This is a genomic window from Flagellimonas sp., assembly GCF_965601775.1.
GTDB lineage: Bacteria > Bacteroidota > Bacteroidia > Flavobacteriales > Flavobacteriaceae > Flagellimonas.
The window spans coordinates 3399830-3418636 of sequence record NZ_OZ271837.1; the positions used below are offsets into that span (position 1 = coordinate 3399830).

15 protein-coding genes are annotated in these 18807 nt (G+C 40.1%); 5 read left to right on the forward strand and 10 right to left on the reverse strand.

Annotation, left to right across the window (positions count from 1 at the left end):
- Positions 1 to 84: 84 nt before the first annotated feature.
- The 4 genes from ACSLUF_RS15695 to ACSLUF_RS15710 all read right to left on the reverse strand — a co-directional run bounded on the left by ACSLUF_RS15695 (position 85) and on the right by ACSLUF_RS15710 (position 4095).
- Positions 85 to 1035, reverse strand: coding sequence for a carbon-nitrogen hydrolase family protein (locus ACSLUF_RS15695; protein WP_435623603.1), 951 nt, complete (start codon positions 1033 to 1035; stop codon positions 85 to 87).
- Positions 1035 to 1940, reverse strand: a complete 906-nt coding sequence (locus tag ACSLUF_RS15700; RefSeq protein ID WP_435623604.1) for a geranylgeranylglycerol-phosphate geranylgeranyltransferase — start codon at positions 1938 to 1940, stop codon at positions 1035 to 1037. The genes ACSLUF_RS15695 and ACSLUF_RS15700 overlap by 1 nt, the downstream gene beginning before the upstream one ends.
- A gap of 9 nt (positions 1941 to 1949) precedes the next feature.
- Positions 1950 to 2888, reverse strand: a complete 939-nt coding sequence (locus ACSLUF_RS15705; protein ID WP_435623605.1) for a mevalonate kinase family protein — start codon at positions 2886 to 2888, stop codon at positions 1950 to 1952.
- Between the two features lie 118 nt (positions 2889 to 3006).
- Positions 3007 to 4095 (reverse strand): diphosphomevalonate/mevalonate 3,5-bisphosphate decarboxylase family protein, encoded by a 1089-nt coding sequence (locus tag ACSLUF_RS15710; protein ID WP_435623606.1) that lies wholly within the window; start codon positions 4093 to 4095, stop codon positions 3007 to 3009.
- Positions 4096 to 4184: 89 nt separating this feature from the next.
- On the opposite strand from ACSLUF_RS15710, the gene ACSLUF_RS15715 reads away from it, so the two are divergent.
- A complete protein-coding gene (locus tag ACSLUF_RS15715; protein ID WP_435623607.1) occupies positions 4185 to 4658 on the forward strand; it encodes a TspO/MBR family protein in 474 nt (157 codons plus the stop codon).
- On the opposite strand, the gene ACSLUF_RS15720 is transcribed toward ACSLUF_RS15715, so the two are convergent.
- Positions 4655 to 5191, reverse strand: coding sequence for a DUF1697 domain-containing protein (locus tag ACSLUF_RS15720; protein ID WP_435623608.1), 537 nt, complete (start codon positions 5189 to 5191; stop codon positions 4655 to 4657). The two genes, ACSLUF_RS15715 and ACSLUF_RS15720, sit on opposite strands and share 4 nt — an antisense overlap.
- Before the next feature lie 73 nt (positions 5192 to 5264).
- Here ACSLUF_RS15720 and glpK point away from each other — a divergent pair, with 73 nt between their 5' ends.
- Complete coding sequence (gene glpK, locus ACSLUF_RS15725) at positions 5265 to 6761, forward strand: glycerol kinase GlpK (RefSeq protein WP_435623609.1); 1497 nt, start codon at positions 5265 to 5267, stop codon at positions 6759 to 6761.
- 11 nt (positions 6762 to 6772) lie between these two features.
- On the forward strand, positions 6773 to 7501 hold the full coding sequence (locus tag ACSLUF_RS15730) for an MIP/aquaporin family protein (protein WP_435623610.1): 729 nt from the start codon (positions 6773 to 6775) through the stop codon (positions 7499 to 7501).
- On the opposite strand, the gene ACSLUF_RS15735 is transcribed toward ACSLUF_RS15730, so the two are convergent.
- Both ACSLUF_RS15735 and ACSLUF_RS15740 read right to left on the reverse strand, forming a co-directional pair.
- Positions 7481 to 8770 (reverse strand): NAD(P)/FAD-dependent oxidoreductase, encoded by a 1290-nt coding sequence (locus ACSLUF_RS15735; protein WP_435623611.1) that lies wholly within the window; start codon positions 8768 to 8770, stop codon positions 7481 to 7483. The genes ACSLUF_RS15730 and ACSLUF_RS15735 overlap by 21 nt on opposite strands.
- A complete protein-coding gene (locus ACSLUF_RS15740; protein ID WP_435623612.1) occupies positions 8770 to 9519 on the reverse strand; it encodes a glycerophosphodiester phosphodiesterase in 750 nt (249 codons plus the stop codon). The genes ACSLUF_RS15735 and ACSLUF_RS15740 overlap by 1 nt, the downstream gene beginning before the upstream one ends.
- A 180-nt stretch (positions 9520 to 9699) precedes the next feature.
- On the opposite strand from ACSLUF_RS15740, the gene ACSLUF_RS15745 reads away from it, so the two are divergent.
- Positions 9700 to 10119 carry a hypothetical protein gene (locus ACSLUF_RS15745; protein ID WP_435623613.1) on the forward strand — a complete coding sequence of 140 codons (420 nt, stop codon included), beginning with the start codon at positions 9700 to 9702 and terminating at the stop codon, positions 10117 to 10119.
- Positions 10120 to 10174: 55 nt separating this feature from the next.
- Here ACSLUF_RS15745 and ACSLUF_RS15750 read toward each other — a convergent pair whose 3' ends face one another.
- The 3 genes from ACSLUF_RS15750 to ACSLUF_RS15760 are packed head-to-tail and all read right to left on the reverse strand — an operon-like array spanning position 10175 to position 15423.
- The gene (locus ACSLUF_RS15750) at positions 10175 to 12046 is read right to left on the reverse strand and encodes an alpha-amylase family protein (RefSeq protein WP_435623614.1); all 1872 of its coding nucleotides are present in this window, start codon (positions 12044 to 12046) and stop codon (positions 10175 to 10177) included.
- Positions 12043 to 14349, reverse strand: a complete 2307-nt coding sequence (locus tag ACSLUF_RS15755) for a glycoside hydrolase family 65 protein (protein ID WP_435623615.1) — start codon at positions 14347 to 14349, stop codon at positions 12043 to 12045. Before ACSLUF_RS15755 ends, ACSLUF_RS15750 begins: the two co-directional genes overlap by 4 nt.
- 54 nt (positions 14350 to 14403) lie before the next feature.
- A complete protein-coding gene (locus ACSLUF_RS15760; RefSeq protein ID WP_435623616.1) occupies positions 14404 to 15423 on the reverse strand; it encodes a LacI family DNA-binding transcriptional regulator in 1020 nt (339 codons plus the stop codon).
- 366 nt (positions 15424 to 15789) lie between these two features.
- Here ACSLUF_RS15760 and ACSLUF_RS15765 point away from each other — a divergent pair, with 366 nt between their 5' ends.
- The gene (locus tag ACSLUF_RS15765) at positions 15790 to 18780 is read left to right on the forward strand and encodes a SusC/RagA family TonB-linked outer membrane protein (RefSeq protein WP_435623617.1); all 2991 of its coding nucleotides are present in this window, start codon (positions 15790 to 15792) and stop codon (positions 18778 to 18780) included.
- Positions 18781 to 18807: the final 27 nt, after the last annotated feature.

Here is an 18807-nt window from a genome sequence, read left to right on the forward strand (position 1 = left end):
ATCAAAAAACGGTAAAAAGGGCATCAAACTATCGGGTTTTGGTGTCCTTTTTTTGGAAAACACCTTTATAGATAGCTGTGTCCTCTATTCTTCTATTTTGAGTGTGGATTGTCTTTCCCTATTTACCGTAAGTTGGGTCACATCAGGTCGGGAATAATGACCAACAGGGTCAAAATTTTGATGTTCTTGATACACTCGATTGATGTCTAAAGTATGGTATATGAGCCCTTCCTTATCCACAATGGGCTCAACTTCCCATTCCCCATCAGGTCCAGCGATGCAAGAACCTCCATCCGCCAGTACCTTTGGGGCTTTTTCCAAAATGGCTTCCAAATGAGGTGTATCCTTCGGAAAATCATCTATCCCCATCAAAGAAGAAACAGAAATCACGTAGCCCCGTGATTCCCGTGCAATAAATCGAGTAATATCCTTGGTATTGTGCAATCCCCCAGGCCATACAGCAATGTGTAAATTTTCACCTTGCGCATATAGTGCTGTCCGAGGTAAAGGCATCCAGTTCTCCCAACAATTCAGGCCTCCCACGGTAAACTTTTTTAACGAATGTACCCTCAGTCCGTTTCCGTCGCCAGGTGCCCAAGTGAGTCGCTCATCATAGGTAGGTTGTAGTTTACGATGTACTGATTGAATCACCCCATTCGCGTCGATGTAAACCAATGAACAATACAAACTGTGTCCTCCCCTGTCCTTTGCACGCTCCATCATCCCCAGATAAATGGCAATGTTCTTTTCCTTTGCTAGTCGGCATAAACCATCCAGTTCTCCAGCTTCAATTTGAATGGAGTTTCTGGTATAATGGGCATGCAGTTCCTTATTGACCTTTAAATCCCATGCAGCTCCCTCCGTATAGGCCAACCAAAATGGGTATCCAGGCAGAAAAGCTTCCCCGAACACCACCAATTCCGCACCGTTATCTGCCGCTTCGGTGACAGTTCGCGTGACTTTATCTAGAGTAGCTTCCTTATTCAACCATACTGGGGCAATTTGTGCCAAAGCTACTTTTAACTTGTCTTCCATTATAAAATTCGGTTTAGTACGAGGTCTACATCAATAAGCAGAATGCTAAAAACTCCTGCAACAATGATGAACTTCAAAATATTGTGGAGCCAAACATAGTGCTTTTTGGAACTGGCCTTAGCCAACAAAATGATAAAAAGTCCAAGCAGGGCCACGCACATCCAAAAGTAGAGATACATATAGCCAACATCAAAAATCTTGATAAGCAATAGGGCTGGAATCAATGTCAAAAAAATTAGTAATCCAATGAGGAACTTGGAAACCTTGGGACCATAAAGTATCGGTATCGTTTTATAGTTCTGTGCCATGTCTCCGGCCATATTTTCAAGGTCTTTGATCAATTCCCTGGCTAGAATAAGCAGAAATAGAAAAAGAGCATGCACAAAAATCACGGTTTCAAAGTTTCGGTAGTAGACAAACACCACGAAAAATGGTGCAATAGCCAAAGTAGCCGAGACAAGATTTCCCAAAAAAGGAATGCGTTTTAGCTTATGGGAGTAAATCCAGATGCCAAAAATATATGCCGAAAAGAAGAATACAGCCCGAAACGAAATATAACTTGCCGCAAAAACTGCTAAAAAATTTAGGATAAAATAAGTGGTCAATTTAAAGCGTTGACTAACCAATCTATCCAACATGCTTTTGGTGGGTTTGTTGATCAAATCCTTTTCCGCATCATAAAAATTGTTGATGATATACCCACTGGCGATGACCAATGCCGATGCGGTAACTATCAAAAAAAGATTAAAATCCAACACTACTTCTCGCAAGGGTAGATTCGGAGAAAGAATGTAGATGGAAGTCAAATATTGTGCGAGGGTGATTACCAGAATATTATAACCACGAACAACGGAAAACAAACTCAAAAGCTTGAACAGCAAGAGTTTATTTCTTCTACTAAGCATGATATGGGATTAGAAGTTGTATACCACTTCCAATTTATGACCGCTCAACGCTTTTTTGGCTTTTTCAAAGTCTTGGGTGAATCCAAGTATATATCCACCGCCACCTGAACCGCAAAGCTTTAGATAGTAATCGTTACTTTCTATTCCCTTTTGCCATAAATCATGGAACTTCGAAGGAATCATGGGCTTGAAGTTGTCCAAAACCACATGGGAGAGTTCTTTAAGATTTCCAAAAAGTGATTTTACATTTCCGCTAAGAAAATCTTCAACGCAAGCATCCGTATGTTTAATGAATTGGTCTTTAAGCATATTTCTGAAACCTTCCTGCTTCATTTTCTCCATGAAAATCTGCACCATGGGAGCGGTTTCACCCGTCATACCACTATCCAATAAGAAAACAGCACCTTTTCCTTCTTTGTTTTGGGAAGGTATGCTTGTGGATTCAATATTGTCTTTTGAGTTTATTAAAATGGGAAGACTCAAATAACTGTTCAACGGGTCAAGGCCTGAGGATTTCCCATGGAAAAAAGATTCCATTTTAGAAAATATGGATTTTAGCGTCAACAGTTTTTCACGAGTCAAATTCTCTAAAACCGTGATTTTATTATTGGCATACTTATCATAAATCGCGGCTACCAAAGCACCACTACTGCCTATTCCATAACCTTGGGGAATGGAGCTATCGAAGTACATTCCATCGGCAACGTCAGTATCCAATTTTAGAAAATCGAAAGAAACCAAATTAGACTCATGGAACTCCATTTCCTTTAAATAATCAACAAAGCGCTTTAGACTTTCATTGGACGCTTTTGCTGATTCGGATGAATTTTCATCCGTCTTCAACGCTCCCTTAAAAAAGTTATAGGGGATGGAAAGTCCTTTAGAATCCTTGATGATTCCATACTCCCCAAAAAGCAAAATTTTAGAGTAAAAAAGTGGTCCTTTCATGCTTTCAAAAGATTTTGTTTAACCTTTTTCAAAATAAAGATAAACAAAAAAGTCGGTTCTACTTAACTCCAACTCTAGTTTAAACTAACAATAACGTTTCAAGCTGCCCGAGATTATACTATTCCTCAAAAAATTTCTTGGCTCCTGTACCAATTTGATCGCAAATATAGTGTCCATTCTCGCAATGCGCAACTAGTTCATCCTGAATAAATTGAATCGCTTTTTCTTTCACTGAATCTGGATACAATACATGCACATTGGCTCCCGCATCCAAAGTAAAGCAAATTGGGGTCTTTGTCGCCCTTCGAAACGCCCATAGTTTATTTATAATTTCCAAAGTATCGGGCATCATCAAAATGAAATAGGGCATACTAGTCATCATCATGGCATGCAGGGTCAAGGCCTCACTTTCCACAACCTCCATAAAGGCCTCAAGATTCCCCTCGGCCAAAATGGGCTTCAATTTATCCAAGTTTGTATGCGCTTGTTCAAACCGCTTTTCAGCATAGGGATGGTTATGCATCAAGTTATGGCCTACCGTGCTGCTTACCTGTTTTTGACCTTTGTGTACCAGTAATATCGTATCGTGATAATTTTTGAAAATCGGATGTACTTCATAAGGACACCTTACCCCATATAAATCTGAACTGCCTTCTATTCCTTCATATTTGCCCCATTGGACCAGATCCCCTTCAATGCTTCTACAAGCACTTCCTGAGCCTAGTCTGGCTAAGAAAGAAGCCTTTTTAGTGAAAAAATCGGCTTCCATATGCTGGATTTTGTGTTCAATGCTCAAAAAACATAAGGCCAGGGCAGACATGCCACTGGCAGACGAAGCGATACCACTGCTATGGGGAAATGAATTGGAAGTTTCAATAGCAAAGTGATACTTCTTCAAAAAAGGCAGGTAGGGTTCTATCCTTTCCAAAAAGGTTTGAATCTTGGGCTTGAAATCTTCTTTAGGTTTGCCTTCAAACAGTAATTCAAACGAAAAGTCATCGGAATCTATTTCCTTTCTGCTAAATGAAACCTGTGTGGTGGTAGCACAAGCATCCAAGGTGAAACTTATTGAAGGATTGGCAGGAATTTGATTGGCCTTCTTACCCCAGTACTTGACCAATGCGATATTACTTGGTGCCTTCCAGCCTACCTTTCCACTTTCGGGAAAGTTGGTATACGATTTTGCTTTAAAGTCGTTTTCCGTCATCCAATAAAATTTGAGCAAAGATATGCATGCTTTGCCAGCCCCAATCGAAGAATGAAATAAATTGTTATTTTAGGGAACCAACACTGATCATGAAAAAGAAAGTCACCAATATCGGTATTGCAGTACTCATCTGCCTGCTCATCGGCTTTCTTTCCAGTTTTGCCACCCAAAGCTCGGTGAATACCTGGTATACCACGCTGAACAAGCCCAGTTTCAACCCACCAAATGCTGTTTTTGCGCCAGTTTGGACGGTGCTGTATATTCTAATGGGAGTTGCTGCTGGCATTGTATGGTCCAAAGGATTTCATCATATATGGGTTAAAACCGCATTGTACCATTTTGGATTTCAGCTCTTATTCAACGCGTTGTGGAGTATTGTTTTCTTTGGATTCCAAAATCCTTTTTGGGCCTTGATTGTTATCCTGGTCCTTTTAACCCTGATTCTTCTCACCATTCGGTGGTTTAGGGTTGTAAGCAAGCTTGCTGCTCTCCTTTTAATTCCATATTTGTTATGGGTTGGTTTCGCTACCATTCTAAATTTTGCCATTTGGCAACTCAACTAGTCCATAGATAGCTCCAGAAGTTTTTGCATCGTTTTTAGATTGCGTGTGGTAGCCTCAACCTTCAGTTTATTTTCTATAAAATTATTATTGAGCTTTGCATTTCTATAGTTTCCTGTGAAACTGAGATACACACAATTCTTCGTGAAATGGAAATCCTCATTCTCAAATTGATATTCTTTGAAATGCGAAACTTTTTCTGCTTCTGGTTGAGTCTTCAGTAAGGTAAAAAACAGATGGTTGTCTTCAGTGTTTTCTTCAAAAGGATTATCATTCAAAATTTTTGGTAGGTCCTCAGCAGGAAGTACCAAAACAGGGACTTGGAATCCAAAATTCTCTTCAACAAGTTGATTGATTTTTTTAGCTAGTTCCAGCGGTGTTTGTTTTTCTGACTGAAAGAGAATATTACCACTTTGAATGTAGGTTTGCACTTTTTGAAACCCATTGGATGATAGTACTTCTCGAAGTTCTGCCATTTTGATTTTTTTATGCCCACCTACATTGATTCCCCTTAAAAGGGCGATATATTTCTTCATGAATTGAATTTTAAATTTTGACCCAACAACTCCGATTAATTTTAGTAAATTCAGCGATGTTAAATTAACCAAAATGAGTCAGTATATACTTGCCTTGGACCAAGGCACTACCAGTTCAAGGGCTGTCGTGGTCGATAAACAAGGTACCATTGTTTCCGTTGCCCAAAAAGAGTTCACCCAGATTTTCCCAAAACCAGGATGGGTTGAACATGATGCTACAGAAATATGGGCCACCCAAGCAGGAATGGCAGCCGAAGCTGTAAGCAAAAAAGGGATTAAGGGAGACCAAATCGCGGCGATTGGAATAACCAATCAAAGAGAAACTGTCGTGGTTTGGGACAAAAATACCGGTGAACCCATCTATAACGCAATTGTCTGGCAAGACAAACGTACCTCAGCATATTGCGATGAGTTGAAAAGTCAGGGGAAATCCGAGATGATTCGAGAAAAAACAGGTTTGGTCATTGACTCCTATTTTTCGGGAACCAAGGTGAAATGGATATTGGATAATGTTGAGGGAGCTCGAGAAAAAGCTGAGGCAGGAGATTTGGTACTGGGTACTATTGACACTTGGCTCATTTGGAAAATGACCGAAGGTCAATTACATGTTACCGACGTTACCAATGCTTGCCGCTCGCTTATTTTTAATATCAATACCATGGATTGGGATGACGAGCTATTGGAACTACTGACCATTCCAAAAAGTATGCTTCCTGAGGTAAGACAATCCAGTGAAGTCTACGGACATACTGGACCCAATTTTTTTGCCGCCAAAATTCCAATCTCGGGAATTGCGGGTGATCAACAAGCCGCATTGTTTGGTCAAATGTGCACCAAACAAGGCATGGTAAAGAATACATACGGTACTGGTTGTTTTATGCTGATGAATATTGGTGAAAAACCCATTGTCTCGAAAAACAATCTGCTTACGACTGTGGCCTGGAAAATTAATGGAAAAACAGAATACGCCCTTGAAGGAAGTATCTTTATTGCAGGAGCCGTTGTACAATGGTTGCGTGATAGCCTGAAGGTCATCAAAAATTCTTCGGACGTTGAAGATTTGGCTGGTTCCATTGATTCATCCGAAGGGGTATATTTTGTTCCAGCATTTGCAGGTTTGGGTGCTCCCCATTGGAATCAATATGCTCAAGGAACCATTTTTGGTTTGACTCGTGGAAGTACAGATGCACATATTGCAAGAGCAGCGTTGGAATCTATTGCCTATCAAACCATGGATATTTTAAAGGCGATGGAAGCGGATTCAGGAATCTCGATTAAAGAACTGCGTGTTGATGGTGGGGCCACTGTGAACAATATGCTGATGCAATTTCAAGCCGACGTCTTGAATACAGTTGCCGTCCGACCAAAAATTGTAGAGACTACAGTTATGGGAGCTGCCTATTTAGCGGGTCTAGCCGTAGGCTTTTGGGAAAGTGCCGAGGAAATTCAGAAAATATGGGAAACTGATGTACGCTTCAATCCCACAACCGAAAGAGAAACTATTGAAAATGGGATCAAAGGTTGGTATCGAGCCATTGATGCTTTGGAACATTGGACTAAAACCACTTAATACAATTCAGCATGACACCCTTTGTTGCCGAGATTGTTGGTACCTTCTTATTGATTCTTTTGGGATGCGGGGTTAACGCCAATGTATCCCTTAAAGGGACTTTTGGCAGCCAGTCTGGTTGGATTGTAATTACCACCGGATGGGCATTTGCAGTATATACAGGAGTCGTGGTTGCCGGTCCTTATAGTGGGGCGCATATGAACCCTGCGGTGACCATTGGTTTAGCCCTTTCAGGTGAATTTTCAATCTATGATGTTCCCAATTATATAATTGCTCAGTTCATTGGGGCCATGTTGGGCGCATTTTTCGTATGGTTAATTCATAAAGACCATTTTGATGCCACCGAAGACGGAAATAGCAAACGAGCTGTATTTTGCAATGCCCCAGCAATTCCAAACATTTTAACCAACCTTTTGACCGAGATAGTTGGAACTTTTGTTTTGGTTTTTGCCGTACTTTATTTTACGGACGCTACCATGATGAAAGATAATAGTATCATCGGATTGGGGTCACTTGGTGCGCTACCTGTAGCTCTAATTGTTTGGGGAATAGGACTTTCCTTGGGTGGGACCACAGGATACGCTATAAATCCTGCTCGCGACCTTGGCCCAAGAATAGTGCATGCGCTGCTTCCTATAAAAAATAAAGGCTCTAATGGATGGGGATATTCATGGATTCCTGTAATTGGTCCTATTTTGGGTGCAGCGGTAGCCGCTTTTTTATCTATCTGGTTGCAATAAATTTCTTGATGCGATTTCTTTAGCAGCAAGATAAGCTCCAGTCCAGGCATTTTGGAAATTATAGCCTCCTGTAATCCCATCAACATTTATTATTTCCCCAGCGAAGAAGAGATTGGGGAACAATTTGCTTTCAAAGGTTTTGAAGTTGATTTCTTTTAAATCAACCCCACCGGCGGTAACAAATTCTTCTTTGAAGGTGCTTTTCCCCTCCACCTTAAATGAACAAGCGGTAAGCTGCTCAGACAGGTTTTTAAGCTGTTCTTTATTGACTTCACCCCACCGAAGTTCTTTAGATATTCCTGCGGCAGAAACCAACCGAATCCATAATCGCTTTGGAATGGAAATGGCTTGCGTCCTTGAAACCGTTTTCTTTGCTTCCACCTCTTTTACCTCCCGCAAAAACCCTTCCATGGAAGCAGTGGAATACTCAGGAGTCCAATTGACCGTAATCCTGAAATTGTACTTGTAATCTTCCAAAATTCTTGCTCCCCATGCGGATAATTTGAGAATTGCTGGCCCGCTTAAACCCCAATGGGTTATAAGGACCGGGCCTTCAGATTCAAGAACAGGATGTTGTTTTGGTGCACTTTTCAGTTCAACACTAATATTTGAAGAAAATATTTTTTTAGGTGGAATTTCAACGGTGGCGTCAATGCTGATTCCAGGGATTCCCTTGATCCGGTCATCGTTGATATTGAAAGTAAACAAAGACGGCACGGGAGAGACTATGGAATGTCCCATATTTTGCAGTTGACTCCAAATCCTCGTATTGCTTCCAGTAGCCAAAAGTAGAATACGTGCTTCATAATCGGTATTCCTGGTGGTTACTTGCCAATGACCGTTTTCCAGTTTCTTAAAATCCTGTATCGAACTGTTTTTTAAAAGTTGGATTCCATGATTTTCAATCTCTTTCAAAAAACAATCTATAATGCTTTGGGAGGAATCACTTTTTGGAAATATTCTACCGTCTTCCTCTATTTTAAGTGGCACTCCGCGTTCTTCAAAAAAAGCCATCACATCTCCTGGGGCATGTGCATGAAAAGGGCCAAGAAGCTCTTTTCGTCCCCGCGGATACCCTTCAACCAATTCTTGGGCAAAAAACTTGGCCTGGGTAACATTGCACCGACCTCCTCCTGATATTTTTACTTTAGAAAGCACGGTTTTTCCCCGTTCCAGAATGGCGATTTTGAGATTTGGGTTATGTTCCGCCATTTGAATGGCCGAATAAAAGCCAGCTGCACCCCCTCCAGCTACAATTACGTCAAACATCAATCCACTCGTTCTGGATAGTTCGTGATGATGCCATCCACTCCATAATCAACCATACGTTGAATATCCTCTGGCTCATTTACGGTCCAAGTGTACACTTTGAATCCTTCTTCCTGTATTTGGGATGTATTTTCAGCAGTTAACTTCTTAAAGTTTGGATTTATGGCGACTGCATTTAGTTCCTTCGCCACAGTTATGGCGTCTGAAGGGTCTTCTTCTGTAAGCACTGCTACTTTAATGGATGGGTTGTGCTCACGCATTTTTCTAAGCTCATCCCATTTAAAACTGGAAATGATAAAATTATCTGGAGACCAGCCTCGGTCTTTTATGTAATAATCAATGATAAAATCCACCCTTTCTGTGGTATTGGCTCCCTTTAGTTCAATATTAAGCGCCACTTTGTTGTCGATTAGGTCTAATACTTCCTGTAGCATTGGAATTTGATGGTTCCCATCTAAAATCAGTTGTTTTAGGTCGAATATGTTGTATTCCTCGATTCGGCCCCCGCTGTTGGCCAATCGATCTACGCGCTCGTCGTGAAACACTGCAATTTCACCGCTTTCAATAATAAACACATCGATTTCAATCATATCCACACCTAAATCCAAAGCCTTTTGAACTGAAGCCAAGGTATTTTCCGTTTCATGGCCCATGGCACCGCGGTGACCTATTACCAGAGGTTTCGAATTTATCATGCTACATGCATTGAATAGAAGTACAATTCCTAAAAATAGTAAGGCTTTTTTCATTCTGTTTGATTTGATCCCTAAAAATACAATTTGACTACAAAATGGCTAAAAAAAGATAGTTCCAAAACCAGCTTCGAAGACAGGAAAAAATCAATTTGATAATCATAATATGTTTAAATTATCAAATTGTTAATTTATATTTAATATTTTTATCATATTAATAACCATTAATTAGCAAACATGTTTTCAAAATCAAACTTGTTGGCTACTCTTGTTGCAGGGGTGGTCATGTTTTTCTTAGGATACCTCATTTGGGGTATTGCTACAGCAGAATTCTTTGAGGAGCACTCTTTGGTCAATGTGATGAAAGAGGTACCGAATTTAGGACTTATAGCCCTAGGAAATCTTTTTGGAGCTCTTATGTTAAGCACATTGTACAGTAAGTGGGCCAGAGGACATCATTCCATAGGTCAAGGGTTTCAATTTGGTGCCTTAGTCGGAGCCTTCGTTGGTATTTCGATGGGGCTTATTTGGTATGCCACTTCCAATTGGATGGATGGCACTGGTCATATTGCAGAAGCGGTAATCGACATTTTATATTATGGGATAGTTGGAGCTGTTATTGCCTTTGTATATCAAAAAACAGCTAGCAAAGAATAGGGACAACTAGCCGACCTTTAACTTGGGGGCAGATTACAATGTAATCTGCCTTTTTTTATGGATTTAGGCTGAGAATAAGAGATTGTAATGGTTGTAGTTCAACATTGATTTCTCCCATCCCATTCGTAATTTTCAACTCAAAGGATTTAGTTCCATAGAGTTTTTCCTCTAGTTTATAATTTCCATTCTTCAAGTCCCATTTTTGAATAAGGTGTTCCGGAATTTTAAGCTCGAAATTATAGGTTTTGTCTTCTTCGAAATTGGAAACGATAATCAGCTTTTCATTGGGAGACCATCGAACATAAGACAACACCCTATGGTCGTAATTCTCCGTATTTTCCTTATTATAAAAGTGGATTTCTTCATACTCGCCCATTAAGGCCTCACTGGAAATGGTGAAATTCAACAATCGCTTATAGAAATCCCGGAGTTCCTTTTCTTGTTCCGTAAGTTGACCCCCATCGAATTTTTTATCATTCATCCAGCGTTGATGATGTGGTACTCCAATGTAGTCGAAAATTGAGGTGCGTGTGGGACTACCAAAACCTGCATTTTCCGCCGCAGGCTCACCTACTTCTTGACCAAAATAAATCATGGTTGGTGAAGTACTGATGGTTGCGGAAACCACCATGGCGGGTTTGGCCAATTCTGCATTTCCTGCAAAATCCGGACTAGCAATACGCTGCTCATCGTGGTTTTCCAAGAAATGGAGCATATGATGTTCAATATCCGCCATTCCCTTTTGAACCACTGGAATATGGTCGGTCCAACCATATCCTTTCATAATATGTTTGATACTGTCGTAAAGTTCTACCTTATCATAGAGGTAGTCCATCTTTCCCTTGTGGATATAATCCCGGTACAAGTCTGGATTATACACTTCGGCTAAAAGGAAAGCATCTGGATTCTTCATTTTGATGCTGGAGTTCATATAGCTCCAAAATTCCACAGGAACCATCTCGGCCATATCAAAGCGAAATCCATCGACTCCAAAATCCAGCCAGTACAGGGCAATGTCCCTAAATTTTATCCAAGAATCTGGTATTTTCTTATCCTGCCAAAAAGCATAATGCTCTTGATAGTCCTTTCCAGCAAAGTTTTCAGGCAGTTCTTTAAAGTCTTTTGTACCATCTGGTCGAACCCCATAGTTAATCTTAACTGTCTCGTACCAATCGTTGAAATTGGGTTGTGCTAATCGAGAACCGTTTCCTGTCCATTTTGCCGGAACCTCTTTAAATTTTCCGTTGGCTAATTCATTACCATCTCCCCCAAGTGGTTGGTAACCTCCCTCCCAATTGGGAACCTCAAATTCCGCACCAATTACATAGTAAAAATTATTGTTTACATGGTATTCCAAAGATGTATCGTCATGGGCTCCAAAATCAGTTACTCCTTCTGGATTATTTAAACCTTGATACTTTCGTGCAACATGATTGGGCACAATATCTATCAAAACCTTCATTCCTACTTTATGGGTTCTATCCACCAAATCTTTGAATTCTTGCAACCTATTTGAGGGATTATCGGCAAGGTCAGGATTTACATTATAATAATCTTTGACGGCATAAGGAGAACCCGCTCGTCCTTTTACAACATCAGGGTCGTCATTGGATATTCCAAATTCAGTATAATCCTTAATCACGGCATGATGCGGGATTCCAGTATACCAGATATGGGTAACACCCAAATCCTTTATCTCGGTAAGAGCTGTCTCGGTAAAGTCTGAAAACTTTCCTACGCCATTCTCCTCAATAGTTCCCCAAGGTTTATTGGTGGTATTTGTATTACCAAAAAGTCGGGTAAAAACCTGATAAACAACTGCTTTTCTTTCTGTTATTGACTCCACTTCTTTGGTTTTGATATTCGATTCGCATGCCAAAAAGCCTCCGAGCATGACAAAAAAACAACCGAAGGCCCATTTTTTCATGCTTGAACTAAATTTTGAGGGGTTAAGGTCACCGGGCTTCCGTTGACCAGAACATTTAAATCCGTTTCTCCAGTAATAGCAAAGCTTGATTTGTCCTTTTCAACTTTCACAGTGATTATTTGACCCCTGAAGTTTACCCTAAAGGAAAAGGAGTCCCATTGCTCAGGAATCTGGGGCTCAAAGGACAATTGGCCATTCTTGACCCGCATTCCGCCAAAACCTTCTACGATGCTCATCCATGTACCTGCCATGGAAGTTATATGAAGACCTTCCTCAACCTCCTTATTATAATCATCCAAGTCCAATCGAGAGGTTCTTAAATAAAAGGTATAGGCCTGCTCCATTCTACCCAATTTTGCGGCTTGGATACTGTGAACACATGGAGACAATGAGGACTCGTGCACGGTAAGCGGTTCATAAAAATCAAAGTGTTTTTCCAGTTGCTCATGGGAAAAATGGTCTTCAAAGAAATAGAAGCCCTGCAATACATCGGCCTGCTTAATGTAAGGAGAACGCAAAATTCGGTCCCAACTCCACTTTTGATTGATAGGTCTTTCGGATTTTGGTAAATCATTGACCCGAATCATTTCCTTATCTAGAAATCCATCCTGCTGCAAATAGACATCATATTTTTCAGAGTAGGGAAAATAGACATTGGACACCAATTCATCCCACGCTTTGGTTTCCTCTGAATTCAATCCAGTTTTTCCAATAATCCTATCGTAATCTTCTGGATATTCCTTTTCGACTTTCTCTAATTGCTCAGAAGTATATTCAATACACCATTTGGCCAAATAGCTGGTATACCAATTATTATTGATGTTATTTTCGTATTCATTGGGTCCAGTGACTCCCAACATCACATAGCTCTGTTTGTCTTCTGAATAATTGAAGCGTTGTTGCCAGAAACGAGCGATTCCTATAAGTACTTCCAATCCCATTTTAGGAATGTAGCTGTAATCATTGGTATAGCGATAATAATTGAAAATGGCAAAAGCAATTGCGCCGTTTCTATGAATCTCTTCAAAAGTAATTTCCCATTCATTATGGCACTCTTCGCCGTTCATGGTCACCATGGGATAAAGGGCTGCACCATTTTTGAATCCCAATTTCTCCGCATTTTCGATGGCCTTTTCCAAATGATTATACCGATACTCCAAAAGGCTCCAAGCGACTTCTTGATTTTTTGTCGCCATATAAAAAGGAAGACAATAGGCTTCGGTATCCCAATAGGTGCTTCCGCCATATTTTTCACCAGTAAAACCTTTCGGGCCAATATTCAATCGGGAATCTTTTCCTAGATAGGTCTGGTTCAATTGAAAAATATTGAAACGGATTCCTTGTTGCGCCTTTACATCACCTTCTATTTCAATATCGCTCATTTCCCAAATGCTAGCCCAGTCTTTTTTCTGCTGTTCTAGAAGTCCATTGAACCCAAGTTTGGTTGCTTTATCCAAAACGGAATGGGCTGCTATAATCAACTCTGAGGATTTATGGTTTCTTGAAACCGTGTATCCTCCCATTTTTTGCAAAGTAATTTTTTCACCTTTTTTGGCATCAATCACAAAACGTAGACCAACGGATAGTTCATCTGTCTTAAGATTTGCTTCCACTTCAATTTGTTCACCATCTCGATAAACCGTTGCATCCATAAAGGTGCAGGTTTCGAAATTGGTTTTTAAGGTGTGCGCTTCAATAAAAGCACGGTTGCCATCAGAATGAATATTTGTGGTATTCCAAAACTGATCGTCCCAATTGCTATCCATATTTTTTATACCGCTATCTAAATAGGGTAAAATGATGATCTCTGTATCCTTGTTCAGAACTTCTATATCGTATTGAATAGCACCCAGCTCATCCAAATGAAGGCTTAAAAATCGCGTGGATACAACTGAAACCTCATCGCCTTTGGCTGTGACAGCCACAAAGGAACGTCTGTACCAACCTTCCTTCATATTCAACTGTCGGGAAAAATCTTTAATTTCTTTACAGGTGTTTAAATCGAAAACCTCTCCATCCACCCAGACATCAATTCCAATCCAATTCGGAGCGTTCAGTACCTTAGCAAAGTATTCGGGATAACCATTCTTCCACCAACCTACCCTGGTCTTATCAGGGTAATATACCCCAGCTATATAGCTTCCTTGAAAAGTGCCTCCGGAATAGGTCTCCTCAAAATTGGCGCGTTGTCCCATCGCTCCATTTCCAATGCTGAAAAGGCTCTCGGAAGATTTTACACGTTCTTTATTAAAACCCTCCTCAATAATTGACCAAGGGTTCGCTTTAATATAATCTTGATTCATGTGTTAACTGTGTGGTAGAAGTTCAGATTGTCGTTTTAATTACCGAGGACAAACTTAATTAATTGTTGAGTCTCGTAGCACCAATGTAGGCTCTAAAATTTTGGTCTGGAAGGTTTCTTCTTCCTGTTCGCTTTCCACCTTGTCAATTAGCATCTGTGCCGAAATCTCACCCATTTTTTCTCCATGCTGTGCCACCATGCTTAGACTGGGGTGGGCATATTTTGATAGCAAGCCATCTGTAAATCCTATGAAAGCAACATCCTCTGGAACTTTTAGCCCTTTTTCCAAAGCCAATGTCATACTAAAGACGGTAAAAATCTCATTAACGCATAGAACGGCGTCTACTTCTACATTTTCAAAGAAGTCCCGAATCATCTGCTCGTCCATTTCCATAGTTGGTAATTTTAAAATCCGTGATTCATCTATCTCCAAACCGCTATCGATTAATGCTTTTCGATACCCTTCGCTTCTATCCTTGCTCACACTCAAGTAATCCTCTGTGGCTATTAAAGCAATTTTTCGCTTGCCCTGCTCAATCAGTTTCTTGGTAGCCAGATAGCCTCCCATCTTGTCATCGATTATCACCTTATCGCAATCGATTTCATTCGTAATACGATCAAACAGCACCACGGGTATTCCCTGTTCAGTCACCTCCTTGAGATGGTTATAATCCTTCTTGGCCTGGGTTTCCGAGGAAAGTGACATAATAAAACCATCAATACTGCCATTAGCCAACATTTCCATGTTGATTACCTCCTTGTCAAAGGATTCTTCTGAAAGACAGACGATTACATTGTATCCTTTAGCATTGGCATATTTTTCTATCCCCCGAATCACCGTGGTAAAAAAGTGATGGACGATATCTGGAATCACGACTCCGATGTTTTTCGTACGCTTGTTCTTTAAACTAATAGCAATATTATTCGGCTTGTAATTGTACAAGCGAGCAAAAGCCTGAACTTTTTCTTTGGTATCCCTACTTATTTCCTCACTGTTCTTTAGGGCTTTGGAAACCGTGGAAATAGAAACATCCAGTTCTCTAGCAATATCTTTTAAGGTAATCTTTGATTTCAACTTTTTTGAAAGGATTTTTAAAAGAGAAGGGAAAATAACTAAAACTAGCTATTAACAGTTCTTTTAGACAAACATTTAACAAAACACTAGGAGTAACATAAAATCATCAAAAAACAGGGGCTAATTTCATGGTTGAAATAAAATAGTATATTCGTAGAGTATTATTAATTTCGTTAAAAAGCCGCATTATTATTAAGATTTGATTAAATTAGGCTGCAAAGATTTATCAAGATAGTATTTTCCCAAACTTATTAACACGAAACCGTTTTCGTTAAACACTGCATTATGCTTAAATTTTGATTAACATTTTTTTTATATATGTTTAACACTTGAATTGAAATTAACTAAACTTAAAATTAATTATTTATGAAGATTACGCTACTTAGAGGCTTTCTTTTTATTGGGGCATTGTTATGTTTCGGTATGGTCAAGGCCCAAACAGTAACCGGTACGGTTTCAGATGCTGCTGGACCTTTACCGGGAGCCAGCGTTGTAGTTAAAGGTACAACCAATGGTACGCAAACAGATTTTGATGGTAATTATACACTAAATGATGTTGCTGCGGATGCGGTCCTGGTATTTAGTTACATCGGTTTTGCAACACAGGAAATTCCTGTGAATGGACAAACCACAATAAATGTAACTCTTCAAGAAGATGCCAGCGAGTTAGATGAAGTTGTTGTGGTTGGATACGGTACCACTACCAAACGAAGTACCGTAGGTGCTGTGGAAAGTGTAAAAGCCGAAGAGTTCAACAAAGGTGTAATTGTTAACCCTCAACAATTAATACAAGGTAAGACTGCGGGTGTACAAATCTCCACTACAAGTGGTGAGCCTGGAGCTGCCGTGAATGTAAGGGTAAGGGGTACCGCTTCTGTACGTTCCCAAAACAACCCGCTATTTGTTGTAGATGGTGTTCCATTGAATGGAGCCAACACCACCGCTTCCACAGGTGGAGGTACTGTAGATGGAGGTTCTGACATTGGAAGTTCCGGTTCTTTGGATCCTTTGAGTTTCTTAAACCCAAATGATATTGCGAGTATTGACATTCTTCAAGATGCCGCTTCTACAGCTATCTATGGTTCCAGGGGTGCGAATGGGGTTGTTCTTATCACCACGAAGTCTGGTAGTTCAGGACGAGATGTATTGGAGTTCTCCTCTACTTTCTCAGTAGGATATGTGGGTAACCGGCCAGAAATAGCGTCCAGAGAGCAATTCTTGGCTGCCCAAAATACCATTTCTGGTGGTTCTTTTGTCCCTGGTGATGGTAATGTTGATACTTACGATGTAATTTACCGTACATCTTTCACCCAAAATTACAACCTAGCTTACGGTGGTGGTGGTGAAAACGGAAATTATAGAATCTCGATGGGTTATCAAGATCAAGAAGGTGAAGTAGAAGACAGTACTTTCGATAGAATTACTGCTCGATTTAATGCAACTCAACGGTTCTTTGATAACAAGCTGAAACTAAGCACACAAGCTACTATTTCCAACGTTGAAACCCAGAGACCTCCTATTACAAACAACCCAAATGCGAGAGGTGATTTGCTTTCTGCTTCCATAGGCTGGGACCCAACTCAACCTTTAACCGGAAACGGCACAAGAGATCAAGGATTTATAGCTGGATTCAACCAACCATCCAATGAAAGAAGGAATCCTTTAGCACTTTTAGAGTTGACTCGCGCAACCTCTAGTACATTACGGGCTCTTATTAATGTGTCGGCCCAATATAAAATAACGGATAATTTGACAATCAACACTCTTGTTGGTCTTGATAAATCCACTTCTTCCGCTGCTTCCGCAGAATCTAGGGATTTTGCTGCGAACGGTACTTTAGATAATGGTAGAGCCAACTTGGATGAAATTGACTTGACCAATACTACCTGGGAATCTTACTTAAACTACAATAAGGAGTTTGGTGATGATGTATTGGATGTTGTTCTAGGACATTCCTATCAAGAGTTTGTAAACGAGACTATTACCCTCCGTGCCTTTAATTTTGAAACGGCAGATTTGTTTCAAATGATTAACAATATTGCTAGAGGGCAACAATTTGCCGCAAATACTTCTCTTGAGAGAGATGAATTACAATCATTCTTTTTACGTACCAATTACTCTCTGAATGGCAAATTCAATTTCTCAGGAACCGTGCGAATAGATGGTTCATCACGTTTTGGTAATAACAATCAGTACGGTACTTTTGGCGCTGTTGGTGCGTCTTGGGCACTGGACCAAGAGGACTGGTTCCCAGAATTCTTTGATACGTTTAAGCTTAGAGCTAACTGGGGTGTAACCGGTAACCAAGAAGGTTTAGGTTCAAACCAATTTACGGAAAGACAACGTTTTAACACTGGTAACCAAAACGATCCTGGTACTTTAAGTACCGTTGCTTTTAACAACCCTGACCTACAGTGGGAAGAAAATGAGCAATTGAGTATTGGTGTTGACTATGGCTTTTTGGATAATCGCATTTCAGGATCTGTGAACTACTTTAAAAGAACGACCTCACAATTCTTGTTACAAGTGAACAGTGCACAACCTGCTCCGCAGCCGTTTGTTTTTGCCAATGTGGATGGGGATATCGTCAACTCAGGGGTAGAATTTACCATTAACGCTATTCCTGTGCAAACCGAAGACTTTAACTGGGATTTGAATTTCAACATTACCTATACGGATAATATTCTTGAGAATTATACAGGACCGGATATCGATGCAGGGCAAATTAATGGGCCTGGTCTATCTAGAGCTTTTGCGCAACGTCTGGCCAACGACCAGCCTTTGTTTAGCTTCTTTACAAGAGACTGGCAAGGTTTAGATGAGAATGGAGGAAATATTTTTGGTAGTGAAGGTGCTCAAGTTTTTATTGGAGAAAGTGCCTTACCTGATTTCTCATTAGGTTTTACCAATAATTTCAACTACAAAAATTGGGACCTAAGCTTGTTCTTTAACGGACAGTTTGGACAGTCTATATACAATAATACAAGGAATGCGTTCTCCACTATACCTAACCTATCCCAAGGTAGAAATGTATATGCAGACACATTACCGTTAGTTGGAGTTGAAAATCCATTTAACCCTCAATCGGTTTCTTCAAGGTTTGTGGAAGATGGTTCTTTCTTACGATTGCAAAACGTAACTTTAGGCCACAATTTTAATGTGGGAGAAGACAGTGTATTTAGTAGTCTAAGATTGTTCCTTAATGCGCAAAATTTGTTCGTTATCACGGATTACACAGGACAAGATCCAGAGATATCAACAGACCGAACTCTAAACAACTTACCTTCGTTAGGAATCGATTTGACTTCCTATCCAAGACCTACTACCTTTTCGCTAGGTGTTAATGCAAGTTTTTAAAAAAAAAATGATGAAAAGAGATTTATT